This is a genomic window from Solidesulfovibrio carbinoliphilus subsp. oakridgensis, from assembly GCF_000177215.2.
Taxonomy (GTDB): Bacteria; Desulfobacterota; Desulfovibrionia; order Desulfovibrionales; family Desulfovibrionaceae; genus Solidesulfovibrio; species Solidesulfovibrio carbinoliphilus.
This window is the reverse complement of record NZ_CM001368.1, coordinates 960,742-981,021: the sequence shown is the minus strand read 5'-3', so window position 1 is coordinate 981,021 and position 20,280 is coordinate 960,742. Positions and strand designations below refer to the sequence as shown.

Here is a 20,280-nt window from a genome sequence, read left to right as displayed (position 1 = left end):
CCCTGCGCGTCGCCCCGACGATTACCCTTCCTTGATCCAAATGAGGCTGGCCTGGCGGCCGGCCGTCTTGTCGCGCCGGTAGGAGAAAAAGGCGGGCAGGCTTTTGGTGCAAAGATCCAGGCTGAAAATCCGGTCCCGGTCGAGCCCGACGGCGACGAGTTGGTCGCGGGTGAGCCGCCACAGGTCGACCTTGCGGCTGCGGTGGTCGTAGTAGGGACGAAAGGCTTCGCCGAATTCGCTCTCGAAGGCGGTGAACTCCGATTCGCCGGGTCCGAGGCTCGGTCCGCGCACGGCCAGGAGTTCGCGGGGATCGAGGCCGTAGCGCACACAAAACGACCGCACCCCCCGGCCGCAGAAATCGGCCACGTTGCCCCGCCAGCCGACGTGCAGGGCGGCGATGAACTTGCCTGACTCGTGGGCCAGGAGCACCGGCTGGCAGTCGGCGGTCTTGATGGCCAGGGCCCGGCCGGGCCGGCTCTCGGCCATGCCGTCGCCGGCCTCGATGCTCGGCCGTTCCAGGGTATCGAATTCCGGCTCCATGATCATGTGCACCCCGTGCACCTGCTTGAGCGAATGCCAGATCGAAAAGTCGAGTTCCTCTTTCAGGCCGCGGCGGGTGGCGATGACCGCAGCCGGGTCGGCCGCGCCGGTAAAGGCGGCCGTGTCCGGTCCATGGCCAAAGGCGCAGCCGACGCCGGGCAGTCCCGGAAACGCAAAGGGAATGTAATTCATTTGGAAAACCAGTGTGTTTGTTGTTCAGTTGCGACCAGATCCACGGACCTGTCCCACGGCTCGGCCGGCAGGCGCGACACCATCTGGAAGGCGTAGGCCAGGCCCACGGTCAAGGCCCCGGCCGCCATGGGCAGGGCGAGCAGCCGGTCGTAATAGCCGCCGCCCTGGCCAAGGCGCAGGCCCTGGGCGTCAAAGGCCAGGCCCGGCACCAGGATCAAGTCCGGGGCGAAGGCCTCGGGCAGGACGCACAACTCCGGCCGGGGTTCGAGGATGCCGAAACGGCCGGGCACGGCGTCTGCCAGGTCGGCCACGCAGCCGAGATCGAGCTGGCCCGGCGCGTCCGGCCGGCACCGGGGCAAAAGGAGCCGGCGGCCGGAGGCGAGGACCCTCTCGGCCAGGAGGCCGGCATCGACCTCGTTTCGCACGGGAAGATAGGCCAGGACCTCGCGGGCCGTGGCAAAACGCGGCAGGGCGGCCACCCGTGCGGCCACGGCCGCGCTGGCCGTGGCCACGAAGGCCGGGGCAAGGGCCTCCCGGCGGCGCCGCATCTCCCGGCGCAGTGCGTCCTTGCCGGTATCTGATATCTGATATGGTTGCATTGTTTGCACAACCACAGCATACTAGCAGGGCCTTCCCGCCAGGGGAAGGGCGGCTTGCGGCACCAGGCGCGGGAGGGGATATGGCCGAAGGGACCTATTGGATCGGTATCGGAGACGTGCACGACGACATCGCGGCCCTGGGCCGCATCCCGGGCCTTGGCGACGCGGCCGGGGTGGTGGTCAGCGGCGACCTGACCATCCGGGGCGGCGCGGCCTCGGCCAAGCTGGTCCTCGAGGCCGTGCGTCGGCGAAACCCGGTGGTCATGGCCCAGATCGGCAACATGGATACCGGCGCCGTGGACGCCTACCTCACGGCCGAAGGCGTCAACCTCCACGCCACCGGCCGGGTCATGCCCCAGGGCGTCGGGTTTTTCGGCTGCGGCTGGTCTACGCCGACGCCGTTTCACACGCCAAGCGAGGCTGGCGAGGAGAGGGTCGCGGCCTGGCTCGAAGCCGCCCATGCCGTGGTGGCCCACTGTCCGCACCTGGTCATGGTCTGCCATACCCCGCCCTTTGGCACCGCCGCCGACGTGGTCGGCTCCGGGGCCCATGTCGGCAGCCAGGCCGTGCGGGATTTCATTTCCCGGGTCCAGCCGGCGATCTGCCTGACCGGCCACATCCACGAGGCCCGGTCCATCGACTCCCTGGGCCGGACCGTGATTGTCAATCCCGGAGCCCTGGCCGACGGCGGCTATGCCCGCATCACCCTGGGTCCGGGCGGCCTTGCGGCCAGCCTCCTGACCGTCTGAAAAAACGAGCGCGGGACGCCCGGAGCCGGCCTGCCTTTTTCCGCGGCCGTTTCAAAGCGGGCGTCACCCCTGGTGGCGCGCCCCGGAGGTGGTGATGCTCGTTGTCAATGTCATCGACATTGCGTTTTATCGGGCCTTTTTGTCCAAGATCTACCTGACTCTGGGGGTGGAATACGCCTTCGCCCTGCCCGGCGAAGGGGGCTTTGTCTTTCCCTTGGCCGAGCCCGCGCCGGACGCGGTCCTGATCCAGGATTCGTACATGAGCCTTGGTCAGGCCGAACTGCTGGAGCGCATCCGGGAATCCGGCGCGGCCTCGGGCCGGCGGATCCCCATCCTGTGCCTGCAGCCGTTCGAGGAGGCCGCGGCCGAAGGCCGGCCGGAGTTCCTGGCCGACCAGCCGGACGTCATTCCCGTCCACCGGCTGAACCTGGCTTCGGTCCTGCGGGAGCTCAAGGACGGGTTGCTCCATCCCGCCGCGCCGACGACCGGGCGGGCCATCCTTTTCGTCGATGCCGGCAAGACGCTCCTGCACGTCGTCAGGGCGGCCCTGTCCCCGGCGGGATTCCAGGTGGTGGCCGCGCACAGCGCCGAGGAGGCCCTGGCCCTTTGCCGCAGCCAGTCCTTCGAGCTGGTCCTGACGAGCGTGCTGTTGCCTCGCCTTTCCGGCCTGGACCTGTGCCGCCGCCTCAAGGAGGAGAACCCCGGCCGCTACCTGCCGGTGGTCATCCTGTCGAGCAGCGACAACGCCCTGGATGTGGAAACGGCGTTTAACTGCGGGGCCGACGACTATCTTCTCAAATCGTTCACCCCGGACATGCTGGCGGCCAAGGTGTCGGAGCATCTGGATCTGGCCGAGCGCAAGCGCCACAACAAGATTCTGGTCGCCGACGACAACAAGCTTATCCGGGAGCTGTTGCGCCACAGTTTCATCAAAAGCGGCCACTGCGTGCTGACGGCCGAAAACGGGCAGGAGGCGCTGGAGCTGGCCATGGCCGAGCGGCCGGACGTGGTGGTGACGGACATCGAGATGCCGGAGATGGACGGCTACGCCCTGTGCGAGCGGCTGCGCGACCAGCCCGAACTGCGCAACACCCTGGTGGTGATCATGAGCGGCCGCAACCGGCCGGGCGACATCCGGCGCGGCGAGCGCCTGGGCGTCTCCCGGTATTTCGTCAAACCCTTTGACGTGGAAAAGATGCAGCTCGTGGTGGAGCAGCTGTTGGCCGAGAGCTACCGGCATCTCAAAAAAGAGCACGAGCACGTCCTGGCCAGCATGTCGGCCCTCATCACCGCCCTGGAGGCCCGTGACGAATACACCAAGGGCCATACGGCCCGGGTGTCGCGCATGGCCATGCGGCTTGGCCGGGCCATGGGGCTGGCCGACCGGGAACTCCGGGAACTCGAGATCGCGGCCAACCTGCACGACATCGGCAAGATCGGCGTGCGCGACGCGGTGCTCCTCAAGCCCGGCCGTCTGACCGGCGAGGAATACGCCAAGATCCAGGAGCACGCCATCATCGGCGCGGAAATCCTGCGGCCCATCGTCTCCCTGTCGCCGGTTTTGCCGCTCATTCTTTTGCACCACGAGCGGTGGGACGGGCTCGGCTACCCCACGGCCATCGTGGGCACGGACATTCCCCTTGGCGCGCGCATCATCTCCATTGCCGACGCCTACGACGCCATGACCACCGACCGTCCCTACCGGCGCGGCATGGCGCTCGAGAAAGCCCTTGGCATCATCGGCGAAGAGGCCGGCCGGCAGTTCTGCCCCACCTGCGCCAGGGCGTTTTTGCAGATGATGGAACGGGGCGAGGAAACCGCGCCTGTCGCGGAGGAAAACGGGATCACGCAATGATTTTAATGAGCTGGAATGTCAACGGCCTGCGGGCCGTGGTGCAGAAAGGGTTCTGGGAGTGGTTGTCCGGCAGTGGCGCGGACGTGGTCGGCATCCAGGAGTCCAAGCTCCAGACCGGGCACGAGGCGGACTTCGGCCACACGGGCGGCTACAAGACGGTCTGGCTCAGTTCCACGGTCAAAAAAGGCTATTCCGGCGTGGGCTGCCTCTACCGGGTGGAACCCCGAAGCATCGGCCTGGACCTGCCCGACGCGGCCTGGTGCGGCGAGGGTCGGCTCATCCAAATGGAATTCAACGACTTCTACTTTTTCAACGTCTATTTCCCCAACGGCGGCCGGGGACCGGAGCGGCTGGCCTACAAGCTCGGCTATTACGAGGCCTTTCTGGCCCATGCCGAGGCGCTGCGCCGCAAAAAGCCCATCGTGGTCTGCGGCGATTTCAACACCGCCCACACCGCCCTGGACCTCAAAAACGCCAAGGCCAACGAAAAGACGTCCGGCTTTCTGCCCGAGGAGCGGGCCTGGCTCGACGGGTTCGTGGCCGCCGGCTATGTGGACACTTTCCGGATGTTCGAGAAGGAAGGCGGGCACTATTCCTGGTGGGACTACCGGTTCAAGGCCCGGGATCGCAACGTCGGGTGGCGCATCGACTATTTCTTCGTGTCCGAGGAACTGCGACCCAGGGTCAAGCGGGCCTGGATCGACAATACCGTCTTTGGTTCGGACCACTGCCCGGTGGGGCTTGAGATCGACGCCTCCTAAACAGCCAAAGATTGGCCGGCGGCGTCGGATCTTTTCGGCGTGGCCGGCCGGCTCAGGACGCTTCGCGCCAGGAGCCGAGGCACATCCATTCCACCGGGGCGAAGTCGTCGGTCAAGACCATGCCGTCATCCCCGGCCGGATTTTCCAGGCGGGCCGCCAGAAAACTCCGCGCCTCGGCGTCCGCCGGCACGGCCGGGGGCCAGCTCTCGGCCCGGGCCACCAGCATCACGTTCTGCTCCTCGGACGCGCGCCCTTCGCCTCCCAAGGGATAGACGGCCACCTCGGCAAAGGCCGTGGCGAAGGTGGCGGCCAGGGAGCGGGGGAACCGTCCGTTCTTTCCTTCGGCCGCGGCAATGGAGTTGACCACCACCGCCCCGCCCGGGGCCAGTTTGGCCGCCAGCCGGGCCGCCGCCTCCCGGGTCACCAGATGGAACGGCGGCGCGTAGTCCGTGCCGAAGGCGTCCAGGTAGATCAGATCGTAGGGACCTGTCTCCCGATTGATGAACGTCCGGGCGTCCTCGTGGATGATGGAGAGGCCCGGGGTGTCCGCCAGGCCGAAATATTGGCGGGCCAGGGCCGTGATGCCGGGATCGAGTTCCACCACCGTGACCTCGGTCCCGGGCCGCGTGGCCAGGATGTGGCGGGGGAAGGAGTAGCCGCCGCCGCCAAGGACCAGCACCCGCCGGGCGTCCGGGACCAGGGTGCGGGCCAGGTCGAAGAACCGGACGTAGGGCAGGGCCAGGGCGTCCGGGGCGTCGAGGTACATGGCCGACTGGTAGCGGGCCGGACCGGTGGTCATGACCCGGATGGGGCGGCCGGATTCGGGATGGAGCCCGTCGTAGACCAGCACCCGGCCGTAGGCCGTGTCCACGTCGCGCACGCCGGCTGCGGCCAGGGATCGGCCGTTGGCCAGGAGCCCCAGGCCGCAAAGGGCGATGACGAGGCCCGCGGCGGCCTTGGCCTTGCCGTCGGCCCGCGAGGCCAGGAAAGCCAAGCCGAGCAGGAAGGCGGCCACCACGATGAGGATGGCCGTGGAGCCCAGGGTGGCGACCAGGAAAAATCCGGCGGCAAAGGTGCCGACGATGCTGCCGCAGGTGGACAAGGCATACAGCCGGCCGGCCGTGGATCCAGAGGTGGCGGTGTCGCGCAGGGACAGGCGGACGGCAAAGGGGGCGACCATGCCGAGCAGGGCGGCGGACGGGGCGAAAAGGAGCAGCGTGGCGGCGATGACGGCCAGGCGGGGGCCGGAGGCCTGGGTGGCCAGGAAATCGAGCAGCGGCATCCGGGTTGCGGCCGTGGACGCGACCAGCACGGCGGACAGGGCGATGATGCCGGACAGGGTCCGGGCCGTGGGCCGCCGGTCGGCCAGCCGGCCGCCCTGCCAGTAGCCGACGGCGAGGCTCCCCAGGATGACCCCGATAAGCCCGGTCCAGACCACGATGGAGGTGCCGAGGAACGGGGCCAGAATGCGGGCCCCGACGATCTCCAGGACCATGACCGCCGCGCCGCAGCAGAAAACCACGATTTCAAGCATCCGACACTCCTTGCCTCGACGGATCACAGGCCGGCCAGAGCCCCTGACGCCATCCATAACGGCACCGGACCGGCCGCGCAAGCACGTGGCAAGCGGTTTGTTTTTGACCGAGGCCGGCTGTTCGATGTAGGGAAAAGAAACCACCCCATCACGTTCAATTCTGGAGGATCCCGATGAAACGGTTTCTTGCGGCCACGGCCACCATGGCGTTTTTGCTGGCGATGTGCACAGCGGTCCTGGCCTCTTCCGGCGGTTCGGAAGTGAGCGCCGACGAGGCCCTGTCCCGGCTCAAGGAAGGCAACACGCGGTTCGTGTCCCAGGCCAACGTCGCGCCGCATCAGGACGCCGCCCGTCGGCATGAAACCGCCACCGGCGGACAGCACCCGTTTGCCACGGTCCTGTCCTGCGCCGATTCCCGGGCCCCGGTCGAGGTCCTCTTCGACCAGGGCGTGGGCGACCTTTTCGTGGTCCGCGTGGCCGGCAACGTGGCCGCCACCGACGAGATCGGCACCATCGAGTACGGGGCCGAGCACCTCGGCGTGCCGTTGGTGGTGGTTCTGGCCCACACCAAATGCGGGGCGGTCACGGCGGTGGTCAAAAACGAGCCCGTCACCGAGAACATCGGCAAGCTGGTGGCCCCCATCGTGCCGGCGGTCAAGGGCATCAAGGCCCGTTTCGCCGCTTCGGACGTCAACGAGATCATCAGCCGGTCCATCGAGGCCAACATGTGGCAGGCCATCAGCGACATCTACGCCAAAAGCCCGATGCTCAAAAAGATGGCGGCCGACGGCAAGATCAAGGTCGTGGGCGCCCTCTACGACATCGACTCCGGCGAAGTGCGCTGGTTCGGCGAGCACCCGTCCGAAGGCTCCCTGCTCGACAATTAAGGGAAGGCTGGGGCCCTGCCCCGGACCCGCCGCCGGAGGCATGCTTCCCCCCTGGTCCCCAACGAGGGGGCCGCGGGAGAGCATCGCCCCCGGCGGCGGGGGGCGGCCCCCCGATTCTTCTTCCTGCCGCTTTCCCTTGGCTTTTCTGACGCGAACCTGCTAGGCCGGGGCGTGCGCGCCGCAGTCCTTTTCGTTTTTCTCCTTGTCTACGCCGCCATGGCCCTGGGCCGGCTGCCGGGACTGGCCGTGGACCGGGCCGGGGCGGCCCTGGTCGGGGCCATCGTGCTCGTGGCCGGCGGTGCCATGACCGTCTCCGATGCCTGGAATGCCGCCGACGTGCCGACCCTGGCCCTGCTCTTCGGCCTGATGGTCGTTTCGGCCCAGCTGCGCCTGGGCGGCTTCTACGCCGCCGTCAGCCGGGCCCTCATCGCGGCCGCCGCTTCGCCGGCCGGGCTCCTCGCCCGGGTCATGGGCGCGTCGGCCGTGCTGTCCGCCCTTTTGGCCAACGACATCGTCTGCCTGGCCATGGCCCCGATCCTGGTGGAGGCGACCCTGGCCCGGGGGCTTAACCCCTTGCCGTACCTGATCGGCCTGGCCCTGTCCGCCAACATCGGCTCGGCCGCGACCCTCATCGGCAATCCCCAGAACATGCTGATCGGCCAGGTGGCCCACCTGTCCTTCACCGGCTATCTGGCGACGGTCTGGCCCTGCGTGGCCGTGTCGCTGGTATTGGCCTGGGTCGGCACGGTCTGGGCTTGGCGTGGCCGGTTCGCCGGCCCGACCGTTGTCCTTGGCCTGCCGGCGCCGCCCTTTTCCCGGTGGCAGTCGGCCAAGGGGCTTTTCGCCATGGCCGTGTGCCTGGCTGCCTTCCTCTGGGGCGGCGTGCCCCGTGAGGATGTGGCCCTGGCCTGCGGCGGGGCCCTCCTTCTCAGTCGCCGCATGGGATCACGCGAGACGCTCGCCCTGGTCGACTGGCAGCTCCTGCTCCTTTTCCTCGGGCTTTTCGTGGTCAACCGGGAAGTGGCGGCCGCCGGCTTTCTCGACGACGCCTACCAGGGGCTTGGGACCCTCGGCATCGACCTGTCCCGTCCAGCCTGGCTTTATGCGGTCACGGCCCTTTTTTCCAACGTGGTGTCGAACGTGCCGGCCGTGATGCTCCTTTTGCCCGGCCACAGCGGGCCGGAGCAGGCCACGCTCCTGGCCGTGTCGAGCACCCTGGCCGGCAACCTGATCCTGCCCGGCAGCCTGGCCAACCTCATCGTGGCCGACCAGGCCGAACGTCTGGGTGTGCGCCTGGGGTTTGCGGCCCACGCCCGGGTCGGCCTGCCCGTCACCCTGGCCACCCTGGCCGTCTCGGGCTGGTGGCTCCTGCGCTAGGCGGCTCCGTCCGATCCTCGACCCGGGACGAAAGGACAACGTCATGGAAATGGTGCGAAAGGCCCTGGTCGACGGCATGATCCGCGAAACGGACACGGCCGTGGTGGTCTACGATCTGGACCGGCTGGAAGCGGGGGTGGCCGAACTCGCGGCCGCCTTCGGACCGCAAACGCTTGCGGCCGTGGCCGTCAAGGCCAATCCCCTGCCGCCGGTGCTGGCGTTTCTCTGGGGACTTGGGGCCGGGGCCGAGGCCGCCTCCCTGCCGGAACTCCATCTGGCCCTGGCGGCCGGAGTGCCGGCCGGCCGGATCGTCTTCGACTCCCCGGCCAAGACCGCAGACGAGCTGCGACTGGCCCTGACCCTCGGCGTGTGGGTCAATGCCGACAATCTGGAGGAAGTGGCCCGCCTGGACACCCTGGCCGCCTCCCTTGGCCGCCCGCCCGAGGCCGGACTCCGGGTCAATCCCCAGGTCGGCCTTGGCCGCATCAAGGCCACCAGCGTGGCCGGACGGTATTCGAAGTTCGGCGTGCCCCTGGAAAAGCGGCGGGAGATCAAGGCCGCCTTTGCCCGCCATCCCTGGCTGACGGGCCTGCACGTCCATGTCGGGTCTCAGGGCTGTCCCCTGGATCTGCTTGTGGCCGGGGTCGGGGCCGTCTACGACCTGGCCCTGGAAATCGACCGGGAGCAGGGGCCCGGCCGGGTGCGGCGGCTGGATATCGGCGGCGGCCTGCCGGCCACCTACCGCGAGAACGACAGTCCGCCCACGCCCGCAGCCTATGCCGCGGCCCTGGCCACGCGCTGTCCGGGAATCTTTTCCGGCGACCGGGAACTGGTGACCGAATTCGGCCGATGGCTCCATGCCCCGGCTGCCGTGGCCATAAGCCGGGTGGAATACGTCAAGCGCCAGCGGGGCCACCGGACGGCCGTGCTGCACCTTGGCGCGGACATGTTCGTGCGTGAGTGCTACAACCCGAAGTCGTGGTCCCACCGGGTGGCGGTCCTCACGGCGGACGGCCTGGAAAAGACAGGGGAAAAAAGTGCTTGGCATCTGGCCGGGCCGCTGTGCTTTTCCGGAGACTTTCCGGTCTGGCGGGTCCGCCTGCCGGACATCGACGAGGGCGACCTGCTCGTCATCCGCGACGTTGGGGCCTACACCCTGTCCATGTGGTCGCGCTACAACAGCCGGCAGATGCCCCGGGTCCTGGCCGTGCGGGATGGCCGCTTTTCGGTGCTGCGGGAACGCGAGTCACCGGACGACGTGGTGCGGTTCTGGCGCGGCGAAGCCGAAACCTGGCGGCGTCCTTGAACAACCGGGTGCTTTTTTAGGAAAAAATGAAAAGGAGCTTGCCTTGAAATCCGGGTCTGCGATTTCAAGGTGTGCAGTGCCGGGACCGGAGACGGCAAACGGTCGTTCGACCGGATGCGGTCGTCCGGGAAGGTTTCGCGTTGCCAGGGCAGGCGCGAGGCCGGCGCAGAGCCGCCCGGAGGCGGTCACTGCCTCCGGTGGCAGTCGGTTTCCTTGTCCGGGTCCGGCCGGCCCAGGAGGAAATCCACCTCCTCCCGGGTCAGAATGCCGCCCGGGCGTTGGCCCTTGTCCGGGTCGGCGGCGCGGCTGGCCAGGATGGCCCGGGTCTTGGCCCGAAGCGCTTCCGGGGACAGGGGAAGCAGGCACACGCCCTGGAGCAGGCCTTCGGCCACGGCCTGGCGGATTCCGGCCGGACAGGGCGGCCGGACCAGGGCGATGACCGCCAGGCCGGGCCGCGCCTTGACCAGACGGTTGGCCAGGGCCACGGTGGCGGCGGCGTTTCCACCCATTTCGCAGTAGGCCAGACGGCAGGAGGCGTGCCGTCGCGCCAGGCGCAAGGCCTCTTGCCCGTTGCTCGCGGCAAGCACGGGATAGTGGCCGGACAGGGCCCCGGTCAGGGACGTCAATCCCCGGAGATCCGGGCAGACGAGAAGTACGCTTGCAGGCAGGGAGACCTCCTCCCCGGCCGCCAGGGCGACCGGGCCGGCCGGGGCACCCCCGAGGCGACCGGACGGCAGTCTGTTCTGCCTGCAATTGAGCAATAAATGGGCCAGGCCTGTTATCCCAACCTGTTGAGCCGATCCGGACACGGCGCCGGCAAGTCGTGCCGCGTTTACCGGCAATGGCCTTCCGCTTTGAAGCTCTTGAAAAACTCGCAGTCTCCCAACTCGCAGGCTTTCTTGTAGTCGGTGCAGGCCCGTTCCGGGTTACCGAGCCGTTCGTGCGCCAAGCCACGATTGGTGAAGTAGGCCGCATCCGAGGTCTTCAAGGTAATCGCTTTGTCGTAATCCGCCAATGCTTCCTTCACCTTTCCCCTATTGTTTTGCACGTTGCCCCGGTTGTTGAGCAGGTCCGGGTCGAACGGATCGGCGGCCACGGCTTCGTCGAGCAAGGTCAGGGCGGTGTCCATGTCGCCGGCGGACGCGGCCTTGGCGGCCTGGGCGGCCAGGGCCGCGGCGGCCTTCGGATCGCGGGTCGAGCCTTTGGCCTTGGCGGCCGGGGCCGGCGTTGGCGCAGCGATCGGAGCCGGCGAGGCGCTCGATGCGGGAAGAGTCCCGGCCGGAAGGGGGGGCGGCGTTGCGGCCTGTTGCGGGGAAACGTTTGCCTGGGGCGGCGCGTCAACGGCCGGTTTGGCGGCAGCCGGCTTTTGCTGCCACAGGCCGCTTTTGGGTTCCGGCGACGGCCGACGGACAGGATCCGGGATGGCCAGGGTCTCGGTATCGGCCTTGACCGGCTCGGACGCGACCGAGGCGGCGTTTTGCCGGTTCTGCTCCTGGCGCTGCTGCTCTTCGGTACGTATTTCCGGCTCGGCCTGGCGCATCTTGTCCAATCGGCGCTTGAGGATCTCTTCCTGGGTCAGGGCGTTGGCCGGGGCGACCGCGGCCAAAAAGAGGAGGGCCGCAAGCATGAGGTGAAAAAATCGCATGATGCCGTTTCCTTTCCGCGAGCCCGCAGGGGGCTCCTGTCACTGCCACGAAATCCGCCGAGGGTTTCACCGGAACCACGCCGCGTCTCCGGCGTGGTTTTTTCAGGCAAAAATCCGTCGCCATACCTGCAGCCACGCCGCCCGACACCCGAACGGGCAAGGAGGGGCGGGAGGATCAGGGATGGGCCGGAATCGTCAGCACCTGCCCGTCGCGAAGGGTGTCCGGGTTCATGTTGCCGTTGGCCCGGGTGATGTCTTCTACGGTGACGCCGAACTTGTGGGCGATCCGTCGCAGGTTGTCGCCCCGGACCACGGTATACTGGGTGGCTTCGCCGCTTTTGGTGGCCTCGGGCTTGGCCTTTTGGTCTTTCGGGTCCTTTTTCCCTTTGTCGGACCGGGATTTGGCGCCAGCGTCACTTCCTGGCGCCGGAATCTCGATGACTTCCTCACCCCGGTAGGGAATGGACAACTGGCCGCCATCGCCCGGCCGCATCTGCCCCTGGGCCGGGAGCTTTGGCGCGGCCGGGGTCTTGGCCGGAGCCTGGCCCCCGGCGGCCGGCTGGATATCGCCCTTTGCAAAGGTTTGGTATTCCTCGAGGGAAAGGCCGCCGTCGCCGTTGGCGTCGAGCTTGGCAAAGACTTCGGGGCTGACTTCCGGGAACACGAACAGCAGTTCCTCGTAGGAAATCCGGCCGTTCTTGTCATGATCGACATTGCGGAAGGAATCTTTGTCCCCTCCGGAACAGGCAGTGACCCCGGCCAGCAGGCCGAGAGCCAAACAAGCAATGATAGGCCGCATAGGCTCCTCGTTTCTGGCGTTGGAGAAGGCGGCGCTGACGCCGGCATTCGAAGGTGGCGCTTACCATGGGGGCAAAGGCCAAGTCACGTGAAAAAAAAGTGGGATAGGCCGGCCCGGAGGGGCTTTCCACGGATCCGATGGCTTGCCCGTGCGCCGGCCGAGGGATAGGACGGGGAGGGCCGGACCGCCGGCCGCTCTCCTTACTTCGCACCACTGGAGGCGCTTGAGATGGATCTGACGACACTTCGCAAAAAAGCCAGGGAAGAACTCAAGGGATACTGCCGGGTCTGCCCGGTCTGCGACGGCCGGGCCTGCGCCGGGGAGGCCCCGGGCATGGGCGGGACGGGTACGGGGGCGGCCTTCGGGGCCAACCTGCAGGCCCTCTGCGCCTATCGGCTCAACATGCGCACGCTCCATGGTGTCAGGACCGCCGACACCACTGTAAATCTTTTCGGCCGGGAACTGTCCATGCCGGTTCTGGCCGCCCCCATGACAGGAGTTCTTTACAACATGGGCGGGAGACTGTCCGAAGAGGACTTCATCCGCACGATCGTCGCCGGGGCCAAGGCCGCCGGCACCCTCGGCATGAGCGGCGACGGGGCCGATCCGGCCATGTTCGACAGCGGCCTTGCCGCCATCGCGGCCGCGGGCGGCCACGGCGTCCCGTTTATCAAGCCCCGGGCCCAGGAAGCCGTCAAGGCGCTTCTGAAAAAGGCCCAGGCGGCCGGGGCCGTGGCCGCCGGCGTGGACGTGGACGGCGCGGGCCTGGCCGTCATGGCCCTCAAGGGGCAGCCCGTTTCGCCCAAGACGCCGGCAGAGCTGGCCGAACTCATCTCCGGCACCACCTTGCCGTTCGTGGTCAAGGGCATCATGACCCCGGACGAGGCCAGGCTGGCCTTTGACGCCGGCGCGGCCGCCATCGTGGTTTCCAACCACGGCGGCCGGGTCCTCGACCACACCCCGGGCGCGGCCGAGGTCCTGCCGGGCATCGTCCGGGCGGTCAAGGGCCGCGGGGTGATCCTGGCCGACGGCGGCGTCCGGACCGGGGCCGACGTACTCAAATACCTGGCCCTCGGAGCCGACGCCGTGCTGGTCGGCCGGCCGCTGGTGACCGGGGCGTTTGGCGGCGGCGCCGAAGGCGTGGCCTTTTTGCTGCAAAAGCTGCGGGCCGAACTGGCATCCGCCATGCTCCTGACCGGCACGGCCTCGGTGCGTGAGGTCTCTCCGCACATCCTTTGTCCCAATCCCTGCGGCTGAGGTCTGGAAACACCAAAAGAGTCGGCTGGACCGGAATGCAAACGCCTCCCCGGGACCTCTTTGGTTCCGGGGAGGCGTTTGCCTTTGAGACGGCGATGCAACGGGCCGGGCCGCAGGCCGGTTGTCGGCGCGGACGCGGTTGCGGCCGGCTGACGGGCGCGGGCGGCTAGTCCTCGAGACCGATGTCCTCTTTGTCCTTCCAGGACAACTCGATGGTCAGCTTGCGCTTGGATTTGCCGGGCTTGATCTTTTCCTTGAAGCTGACCTCAAGGGTGCCGACAAGGGGGAGATCGATGCAGACCGGACCGTCCTCGCCCGTTACGCCCAGTTTGCCCTGGCGCAATCCGGCCACGAGGTTTTCCAGATAGATGGCGGCGTCGTAGGTCAGCATTTTTTCGTCGCAGTGGAAGATTTCCGATTTGTCGCCCATGGTGTTCTCCTTCACGCATGCGTGGGTTTGGTGCATGTTTGGAGTCTACCGTATACTCGCAACCTGCGGATTTGTCATGACAGGGGCAAGAAAAAAGAGCCGCGTTTCGGCGACGCCGAGGCCCCCTCGGCCGGCCGGGACACCATGGCCGCCTCCGGGGCGTCACATCTGGCTTAGAAGGAGTTTTTTCCAGAGCGAGTAGCCGTTTTTGGTGAGATGGATGCCATCTTCGGTGAAATTGGGGCCGAGCTTGCCGTCGTCGGCCAGAAACGAGTCGTAGAGGTCGATGTAGCGCACGAAGTTGTTTTGCCGGGCGCACAGGGCTTTCAAGCGTTTGTTGGTGGCCAGGATGTCGGCGTTGTCGATGGTCTGGCTGCGGGTGGGCAGGATGCTTTGCACGTAGATGAGCGTGTAGGGCGAGGCTTCCTGGATTATTCTGATGATCTTGTCGTAATTGTCGATGATGCGGTTTTGGGCCTTGATTTCATTGATGCCGATCATGAGAAAGAGCTTGTGCGGCTTCTTGGCGGCAATGGGCTCGATGCGCTTCAGGATGTCCGCGCTGGTGCACGATTCGACGCCGTTGATGTAGACCTTCTGCGGCTGGTCGAACAGGTTGTAGATTTCCCAGCCCTTGGTGATGCTGTCACCGCAAAAGACGATTTGCAGGATGAGAAGCGCAGGCAAGGCGGCATTCACAGCGGCAGGCCCTCCGGGATGGTTCGACGTCGGGGGAGGCGTGTCCGAAGAGGGCTGGCCGCGCAGTGCGACCGGCCCCATGTTCCATGAGATAACCGCCGGAACCTGTCCGGTCAAGAGAGGAACCGCAGCCTGCCGCAAGCGGCGCGGTGGTCCCCTACGGCAGCCGGCCCCGGGACGACAGTCTCCGGCGGCCGGCTATGCAAAGAGCCCCAGGCCGGGGCGATGGAATCGGTTCCTAGCGTTCCAGGGCGATCAGGTCCTCGTAGGTCTCACGACGGCGGGCCACCGTGACTGTCTCGCCGTCGACCAGGACCTCGGCCGCCCGGGGCCGGGAGTTGTAGTTCGAGGACATGGTGAAGCCGTAGGCGCCGGCCGAGTAGACGGCGAGCAATTCGCCCGGGGCCACGGCCGGCAGGTCCCGGTCCCGGGCCAGGAAATCGCCGGACTCGCAGATGGGGCCGACCACGTCCACGTTGAGCGTCTCCCGGCCGGCCGGCCGGACCTCGCGGATGGCATGGAAGGAGTCGTAGAGCGAGGGCCTGATCAGGTCGTTCATGGCCGCGTCCACGATGACGAAATCCTTGCTCGGCGTCTTTTTGGTGTACACGACCTCGGTGACCAGGATGCCGGCATTGCCGACGATGACCCGGCCGGGTTCGAGGATGAGCGTCATGGGCAGGTCGCCCAGGGCCTTGGTCAGGGCCTCGCCGAATTCCTTGGGGTGGGGCGGGTCTTCCTCGTCGTACTGGATGCCGAGTCCGCCGCCGAGGTCCAGGTAGCGGGGTACGATGCCCATGGCGCAGAGCTTCTCGCGGAAGGTCAGGATCTTGTCCAGGGCCTCCAGGAAGGGCGAGATGGAGGTGAGCTGGGAGCCGATGTGGCAGTCGATGCCGACCGGGGTGATGTTCGGCAGTTCCATGGCCTTGGCATAGGCGGCCAGGGAATTTTCGATGTCCAGGCCGAACTTGTTCTTTTTGAGCCCCGTGGAAATATACGGATGGGTCTTGGGGTCCACGTCCGGGTTGATGCGAAGGCTCACCTGCGCGGTCTTGCCCAGGCGCTTGGCAATGGCGCTTATGCGTTCGAGTTCGCCCAGGGATTCCACGTTGAACATGAGGATGCCGGCCGTGAGCGCCTGCTCGATCTCGGCGGCCCGCTTGCCCACGCCCGAGTAGACGATCTTTTCCGGGGCGACACCGGCGGCCAACGCCCGGTAGAGCTCCCCGCCCGAGACAATGTCCACGCCAGCCCCCATGGCCGCCAGGGTTTTAAGGACGCTCAGGTTCGAATTGGCCTTGACGGAAAAGCAGGTGAGGTGGGGCAGGCCGCCAAACGCCGAGTCAAAGGCCGTGAAATGGCGGCGCAGGGTGGCGGCGCTGTAAACGTAGAGCGGGGTGCCGTAGGCGGCGACAAGGGTCGACACGGGAACGTCCTCGGCATAGAGCTCGCCGCCCCGGTACGCGAAATGGTGCATGGGTTCAGTCTCCTTGGGCAGCATGGCCGCCAAAGCGGTTTTTCCAGTCGCAAAGCAGGGTAAGGGCCTCAAGGGGCGTCATCCGGTCTAGTTCGAGCCGGGAGAGTTCGTCAAGAAGGGGACGGCCCGGATCGGCCACCGGCGCATCGGTCTCGGCCGGGGCCGGGGCCATCAGCCCCGGCAGCACGGGCTGGCCGCGTTCCCGGCCGCCCCGGCCGGCCTCCTTGCCGGGATCCCGGGACCGCTCCAGGGTTTCGAGGAGTTCCCGGGCCCGCTTGACCACGTTTCGCGGCACGCCGGCGAGGCGGGCCACTTCCACGCCGTAGCTGCGGTCGGCCGGACCGGGCAGGAGCCGGCGCAGGAAGATGATGTCCCCCTTCCACTCCTTGACCGCGATATTGAAATTGCGAAGCCCGGGCAGGCGGCCTTCAAGAGCCGTCAGTTCGTGGTAGTGGGTGGCGAAAAGGGTGCGCACGCCTTGCCCGCCTTCCCGGCCGGCCAGATCCTCGACCACGGCCCAGGCCAGGGCCAGGCCGTCGAAGGTGGCCGTGCCCCGGCCGATCTCGTCCAGGATGACGAGGCTTCGCTTGCCGGCCTGGCGCAGGATGCGGGCCGTCTCCATCATCTCGACCATGAAGGTGGACTGGCCCCGGGCCAGGTTGTCCGAGGCCCCGACCCGGCAGAAGACCCGGTCGACCAGCCCGATGACGGCTTGCGTGGCCGGCACGAACGAGCCGATCTGGGCCAGGATGGCGATCAGCGCCGTCTGGCGCAGGACCGTGGACTTGCCGGCCATGTTCGGGCCGGTGATGAGGAGCAGCCGGGCCGCGTCGTCCACGCTGATGTCGTTTGGGATGTAGTTGCCGATGCCCTGGGCGGCCTCGATGACCGGGTGGCGGCCGGCCCGGATCGTGATGCCAAGATCCTGGCGCAGTTCCGGCCGGGTCCATTCGCCGATCACCGCCGCCTCGGCCAGCCCCTGCCAGACGTCCAGGCGGGCGACCCGGGCGGCCGTGCCCATGATCCGGTCGCGAAGTCCGGCGACCTGGGTCCGCAGGTCCAGAAACAGGTTGTATTCGAGCGTTTTCCGCTTGTCGGCGGCGGAGAGGAGCCTTTCCTCCAGGTCCTTGAGGGCCGGGGTGACGTAGCGTTCGCAATTGGCCAGGGTCTGGCGGCGTTCGAAGTGCCCGGGCGGAGAGCCGGCGGATTTGGACAATTCGAAATAATAGCCGAAGACCCGGTTGTAGCCGAGCTTGAGGCGCGGCAGGTTGCAGGCCTCCCGTTCCTCCTGCAGGAGCGCCTCGATCCGGGCCTCGCCGTGCTCGGTCAGCTCCAGCAGCTCGTCGAGTTCCGGATGGTAGCCGGGCCGGAAGAGCCCGCCCTCGGTGACGGCCAGCGGCGGAGAATCGACCAGGGCACGAGACAAGAGGGCGAAGGCGTCCTCCAGGGCGTCGAAATCCGCCAGGAGCTCGACGAAGGCTTTGGGCGCCTGGTCGTCGGCGGAAGCCAGTTCCCGCAGCCGGGGCAGGGCCCCGAGCGACTGGCGCAGGGCCGTGAAATCCCGGGGCGCGGCCCGGTTCAAAAAGATGCGCGTGGTCAGGCGTTCCAGGTCGTAGACGCCGGCGAGGGCCTCGCGAAGCCCGGTCCGGCGGCCTTCGTCCGCCGCAAGGCTGGCCACGGCCGCCTGGGTTTCGAGGATCGGCCCGAGGTCGAGCCAGGGCTGGCGCAGCCGGGATTCGAGGAGCCGGCCGCCCATGGGCGTCATGGTCTTGTCAAGGACGTGCCACAGGGTCCCGACCCCCTTGCCGCCGTCCAGCCGGCGAAATATCTCGAGGTTTTTCTCCGTGACCTCGTCCAGGAGCATGGTGCGGCCGAGGTTGACCGGCCGGAAGGGGGAGAGGTGGCCCAGCTCGCGCATTTGCGTCGCGGCCAGGTAGGTCAAAAGCGCGCCCATGGCCCGCACGAGTTGGGGCTTGTCCCCGAGGTCCAGGGCAGCCAGATCGGCCACGGCCTGGGCTTTTAACACTTTGTCGCGGCCGCCGGCGAAATCGAAGTGGGGCCGGGGGGGGAAACGGCTTATCTGCACGCCTTCCTTGGGAAAGTCCTTGGGCGGCTCCAGGCCGTCCGGCAGGAGGAGTTCGCGAGGACCGATCTTGACCGTCCACTGCCACAGCCGGGCCGCATCGCGGGAGAAAAGCCCGGACCATTCGCCCGTGGAAAAGTCGACCCAGGCCAGCCCGCCGGCCCGTTCGTCGGCGTCGAAAAAAAGCGCGGCCAGGAAGTTGTGTTCCTTGGCCCGGAGGTTGCCTTCCTCGACGGCCGTGCCGGGGGTCAGGACCCGGGTGACGGCCCGCTTGACCAGCCCCTTGGCCAGCTTCGGGTCCTCGATCTGGTCGCAGACGGCGACCTTGAACCCTTTTTCCAGGAGCTGGGCGATGTAGCCTTCCACAGCGTGGTGGGGCACGCCGCACATGGGAACAGGCGCCTCGGCGCCGGGATTGCGCGAGGTGAGCGTGATCTGCAGTTCCCGGGCCGCCGTTTCGGCGTCCTCGAAGAACATCTCATAGAAATCCCCCATGCGGTAGAGCAGCAGCGCGCCCGGGTGTTCGCCCTTGACGCGCAGATACTGCTCCAGCATGGGGGTCATTTTGATCTCCCCCACGACAGGCCGGCTCGCGCCTAGGCTTCGGACTTCTTGTCCGCGCCGGCGACGACTTCAGCCGCCGGAGGCGTGGCAACCGAGGACGCGGCGGCGTAGCTCGGGGCTACGATGGGAGAGGCGACGGTCCGTTTCTGGGCCAGCTGCTTTTCCATGGCATTGACCTTGTTCTGCAGGCTGCGCACCGAGGTGGCCAGCCGGACCTTTTCGGCCAGGAAATACAGCGTGCAGAAAAGGCCGCCCGCGACAAAGGCCAGGAGGAGCACCACGTAGAAGGGCACGGCCGGGGTCTCGGCGTGGAAGCCGAAGGCGCCGATCTTGAGCAAGAGCGGCGTTTCCAGAATGGCCGTGTTCTGCACGAAAAAGAGCATGCAGAAAAAGAAGAACGCAAGCAGGAAAAGCACCTTGATCACGCGCATGGAGGCCTCCTTGTCACGACGTAACGGTTGCGGGGTAATCCGTAAAGAAAGGCAAAAGCCGGTCATAGGTGGAGAGCAGGAGCTGGGGCACGATCCGGGTTTCCCCGAAAACGGCCATGAACGAGGAATCGCCGTTCCACCGGGGCACGATCTGGAAATGGAGGTGGGCGGCAATCCCGGCCCCGGCAGCCTCGCCGAGGTTGAGTCCGATGTTGATGCCCTGGGGTCGCAGGGCCTCTTTGAGCACCCGGGTGCAATAGGCAAGCCCGGCGGTCAGTTCCCCTGACTCGGCCGCAGCGAGTTCGGTCAGGCAGCTCACGTGGCGCACCGGGGTGACCATCAGGTGGCCGGAGTTGTAGGGAAATTTGTTCATGATCACGAACGTGTGGCAGCCCCGGGCCAGGACCAGCCGGTCCCGGTCCTCGTCCCGGTTTTCCGGCAGGCAGAACACGCAGGCATCGGGCTTTGGGCCCAGTATGTAGTCCATGCGCCAGGGCGCCCACAACACTTCCATCAATCACGACTCCGACAGCTGATCGTCCCGGCAAAACGCCGCCACCATGGCCGCGGCTTCTTCCGGGGTTTTCGCGGACCGGACGCCGGGAAGCGTCCCATACGGCCCAAGGGCCACCACGGGCCGGCCGAGTTTCAGGGCCAGGCCGATTTCCGACAAGGTCCCGGCCCCGCCGGACAGGGCCACGACCGCGTCCCCGTTTTTTACCACCAAAACGTTTCGAGCGATACCCATGCCCGTCACAATGGGCACATTCACAAAGGGATTGGCCGCGGCCGGGTCGTCGCCGGGCAGGATGCCGATGGTCCGGCCGCCGGCCTCGCGCGCGCCTTGGCACACGCCGGCCATGACCCCGCCAAGGCCGCCGCAGACGATGTCGCAGCCGTGTCCGGCCAGCAGGCGTCCGAGGAGACGGGCCGCCTCGTAGACGGCCGCGTCGCACGTTCCCGCGCCGATGACCGAAACCCGTCTGGGTCGTTTCCCGCTCATGTCCGCATTTTCCTACACGCGTCTTTCTCCAAGGGCAAGGGACCCTTAGCCCAAAGACGAAAGGTGGCCGCACCCGGGCTTGAGTCCGGGAC

General features: G+C 67.3%; 20 protein-coding genes. 7 read left to right on the top strand and 13 right to left on the bottom strand.

Going from position 1 to position 20,280, the window contains the following annotated elements; all coding sequences use genetic code 11:
* Positions 1-21: 21 nt before the first annotated feature.
* Together DFW101_RS04355 and DFW101_RS04350 are read right to left on the bottom strand one after the other, a co-directional pair.
* Entirely contained in the window at positions 22-732 is a 711-nt protein-coding gene (locus tag DFW101_RS04355) for a purine nucleoside phosphorylase YfiH/LACC1 family protein (protein ID WP_009180309.1), read from the bottom strand.
* Positions 729-1,331, bottom strand: coding sequence for a 5-formyltetrahydrofolate cyclo-ligase (locus DFW101_RS04350; protein ID WP_009180308.1), 603 nt, complete (start codon positions 1,329-1,331; stop codon positions 729-731). Before DFW101_RS04350 ends, DFW101_RS04355 begins: the two co-directional genes overlap by 4 nt.
* An 80-nt stretch (positions 1,332-1,411) precedes the next feature.
* Between DFW101_RS04350 and DFW101_RS04345 the strand changes: the two genes are divergently transcribed.
* From DFW101_RS04345 to DFW101_RS04335, 3 genes are all read left to right on the top strand, one after another.
* Positions 1,412-2,080 (top strand): metallophosphoesterase family protein, encoded by a 669-nt coding sequence (locus tag DFW101_RS04345; protein ID WP_009180307.1) that lies wholly within the window; start codon positions 1,412-1,414, stop codon positions 2,078-2,080.
* A gap of 94 nt (positions 2,081-2,174) precedes the next feature.
* Complete coding sequence (locus tag DFW101_RS04340) at positions 2,175-3,935, top strand: response regulator (protein WP_009180306.1); 1,761 nt, start codon at positions 2,175-2,177, stop codon at positions 3,933-3,935.
* Positions 3,932-4,696: an exodeoxyribonuclease III gene (locus tag DFW101_RS04335; protein WP_009180305.1), complete on the top strand. Its 765-nt coding sequence runs from the start codon at positions 3,932-3,934 to the stop codon at positions 4,694-4,696. Before DFW101_RS04340 ends, DFW101_RS04335 begins: the two co-directional genes overlap by 4 nt.
* Positions 4,697-4,748: 52 nt before the next feature.
* Here DFW101_RS04335 and DFW101_RS04330 read toward each other — a convergent pair whose 3' ends face one another.
* A complete protein-coding gene (locus DFW101_RS04330; RefSeq protein WP_009180304.1) occupies positions 4,749-6,230 on the bottom strand; it encodes a fused MFS/spermidine synthase in 1,482 nt (493 codons plus the stop codon).
* 173 nt (positions 6,231-6,403) lie between these two features.
* On the opposite strand from DFW101_RS04330, the gene DFW101_RS04325 reads away from it, so the two are divergent.
* The 3 genes from DFW101_RS04325 (at position 6,404) to DFW101_RS04315 (ending at position 9,800) form a co-directional block, all read left to right on the top strand.
* Positions 6,404-7,117 carry a carbonic anhydrase gene (locus DFW101_RS04325; protein ID WP_009180303.1) on the top strand — a complete coding sequence of 238 codons (714 nt, stop codon included), beginning with the start codon at positions 6,404-6,406 and terminating at the stop codon, positions 7,115-7,117.
* A gap of 171 nt (positions 7,118-7,288) precedes the next feature.
* Entirely contained in the window at positions 7,289-8,494 is a 1,206-nt protein-coding gene (locus tag DFW101_RS04320) for an SLC13 family permease (RefSeq protein WP_009180302.1), read from the top strand.
* A 43-nt stretch (positions 8,495-8,537) separates the two neighbouring features.
* Positions 8,538-9,800, top strand: a complete 1,263-nt coding sequence (locus DFW101_RS04315) for a type III PLP-dependent enzyme domain-containing protein (RefSeq protein WP_009180301.1) — start codon at positions 8,538-8,540, stop codon at positions 9,798-9,800.
* 185 nt (positions 9,801-9,985) lie between these two features.
* On the opposite strand, the gene DFW101_RS04310 is transcribed toward DFW101_RS04315, so the two are convergent.
* The 3 genes from DFW101_RS04310 to DFW101_RS04300 form a co-directional block, all read right to left on the bottom strand.
* The gene (locus tag DFW101_RS04310; RefSeq protein WP_157137615.1) at positions 9,986-10,426 is read right to left on the bottom strand and encodes a hypothetical protein; all 441 of its coding nucleotides are present in this window, start codon (positions 10,424-10,426) and stop codon (positions 9,986-9,988) included.
* Positions 10,427-10,632: 206 nt separating this feature from the next.
* Complete coding sequence (locus DFW101_RS04305; protein ID WP_009180299.1) at positions 10,633-11,445, bottom strand: tetratricopeptide repeat protein; 813 nt, start codon at positions 11,443-11,445, stop codon at positions 10,633-10,635.
* A gap of 175 nt (positions 11,446-11,620) precedes the next feature.
* A complete protein-coding gene (locus tag DFW101_RS04300; RefSeq protein ID WP_009180298.1) occupies positions 11,621-12,244 on the bottom strand; it encodes a LysM peptidoglycan-binding domain-containing protein in 624 nt (207 codons plus the stop codon).
* A gap of 228 nt (positions 12,245-12,472) precedes the next feature.
* On the opposite strand from DFW101_RS04300, the gene DFW101_RS04295 reads away from it, so the two are divergent.
* Positions 12,473-13,501: an alpha-hydroxy-acid oxidizing protein gene (locus tag DFW101_RS04295; protein ID WP_009180297.1), complete on the top strand. Its 1,029-nt coding sequence runs from the start codon at positions 12,473-12,475 to the stop codon at positions 13,499-13,501.
* A gap of 166 nt (positions 13,502-13,667) precedes the next feature.
* Here the strand turns inward: DFW101_RS04295 and DFW101_RS04290 are convergent, their stop codons facing one another.
* The 7 genes from DFW101_RS04290 to DFW101_RS04260 all read right to left on the bottom strand — a co-directional run bounded on the left by DFW101_RS04290 (position 13,668) and on the right by DFW101_RS04260 (position 20,188).
* Positions 13,668-13,931: an amphi-Trp domain-containing protein gene (locus DFW101_RS04290; RefSeq protein ID WP_009180296.1), complete on the bottom strand. Its 264-nt coding sequence runs from the start codon at positions 13,929-13,931 to the stop codon at positions 13,668-13,670.
* Between the two features lie 162 nt (positions 13,932-14,093).
* The gene (locus DFW101_RS04285) at positions 14,094-14,630 is read right to left on the bottom strand and encodes a GDSL-type esterase/lipase family protein (protein WP_009180295.1); all 537 of its coding nucleotides are present in this window, start codon (positions 14,628-14,630) and stop codon (positions 14,094-14,096) included.
* Between the two features lie 238 nt (positions 14,631-14,868).
* Positions 14,869-16,107 (bottom strand): diaminopimelate decarboxylase, encoded by a 1,239-nt coding sequence (gene lysA / locus DFW101_RS04280; protein ID WP_009180294.1) that lies wholly within the window; start codon positions 16,105-16,107, stop codon positions 14,869-14,871.
* Between the two features lie 4 nt (positions 16,108-16,111).
* Positions 16,112-18,754, bottom strand: coding sequence for a DNA mismatch repair protein MutS (gene mutS, locus DFW101_RS04275; RefSeq protein ID WP_009180293.1), 2,643 nt, complete (start codon positions 18,752-18,754; stop codon positions 16,112-16,114).
* A 32-nt stretch (positions 18,755-18,786) separates the two neighbouring features.
* Complete coding sequence (locus DFW101_RS04270) at positions 18,787-19,185, bottom strand: LapA family protein (protein ID WP_009108516.1); 399 nt, start codon at positions 19,183-19,185, stop codon at positions 18,787-18,789.
* 13 nt (positions 19,186-19,198) lie between these two features.
* On the bottom strand, positions 19,199-19,699 hold the full coding sequence (locus DFW101_RS04265) for an HIT family protein (protein ID WP_009180292.1): 501 nt from the start codon (positions 19,697-19,699) through the stop codon (positions 19,199-19,201).
* 3 nt (positions 19,700-19,702) lie between these two features.
* Positions 19,703-20,188 carry a TIGR00725 family protein gene (locus DFW101_RS04260; RefSeq protein WP_009180291.1) on the bottom strand — a complete coding sequence of 162 codons (486 nt, stop codon included), beginning with the start codon at positions 20,186-20,188 and terminating at the stop codon, positions 19,703-19,705.
* Positions 20,189-20,280: the final 92 nt, after the last annotated feature.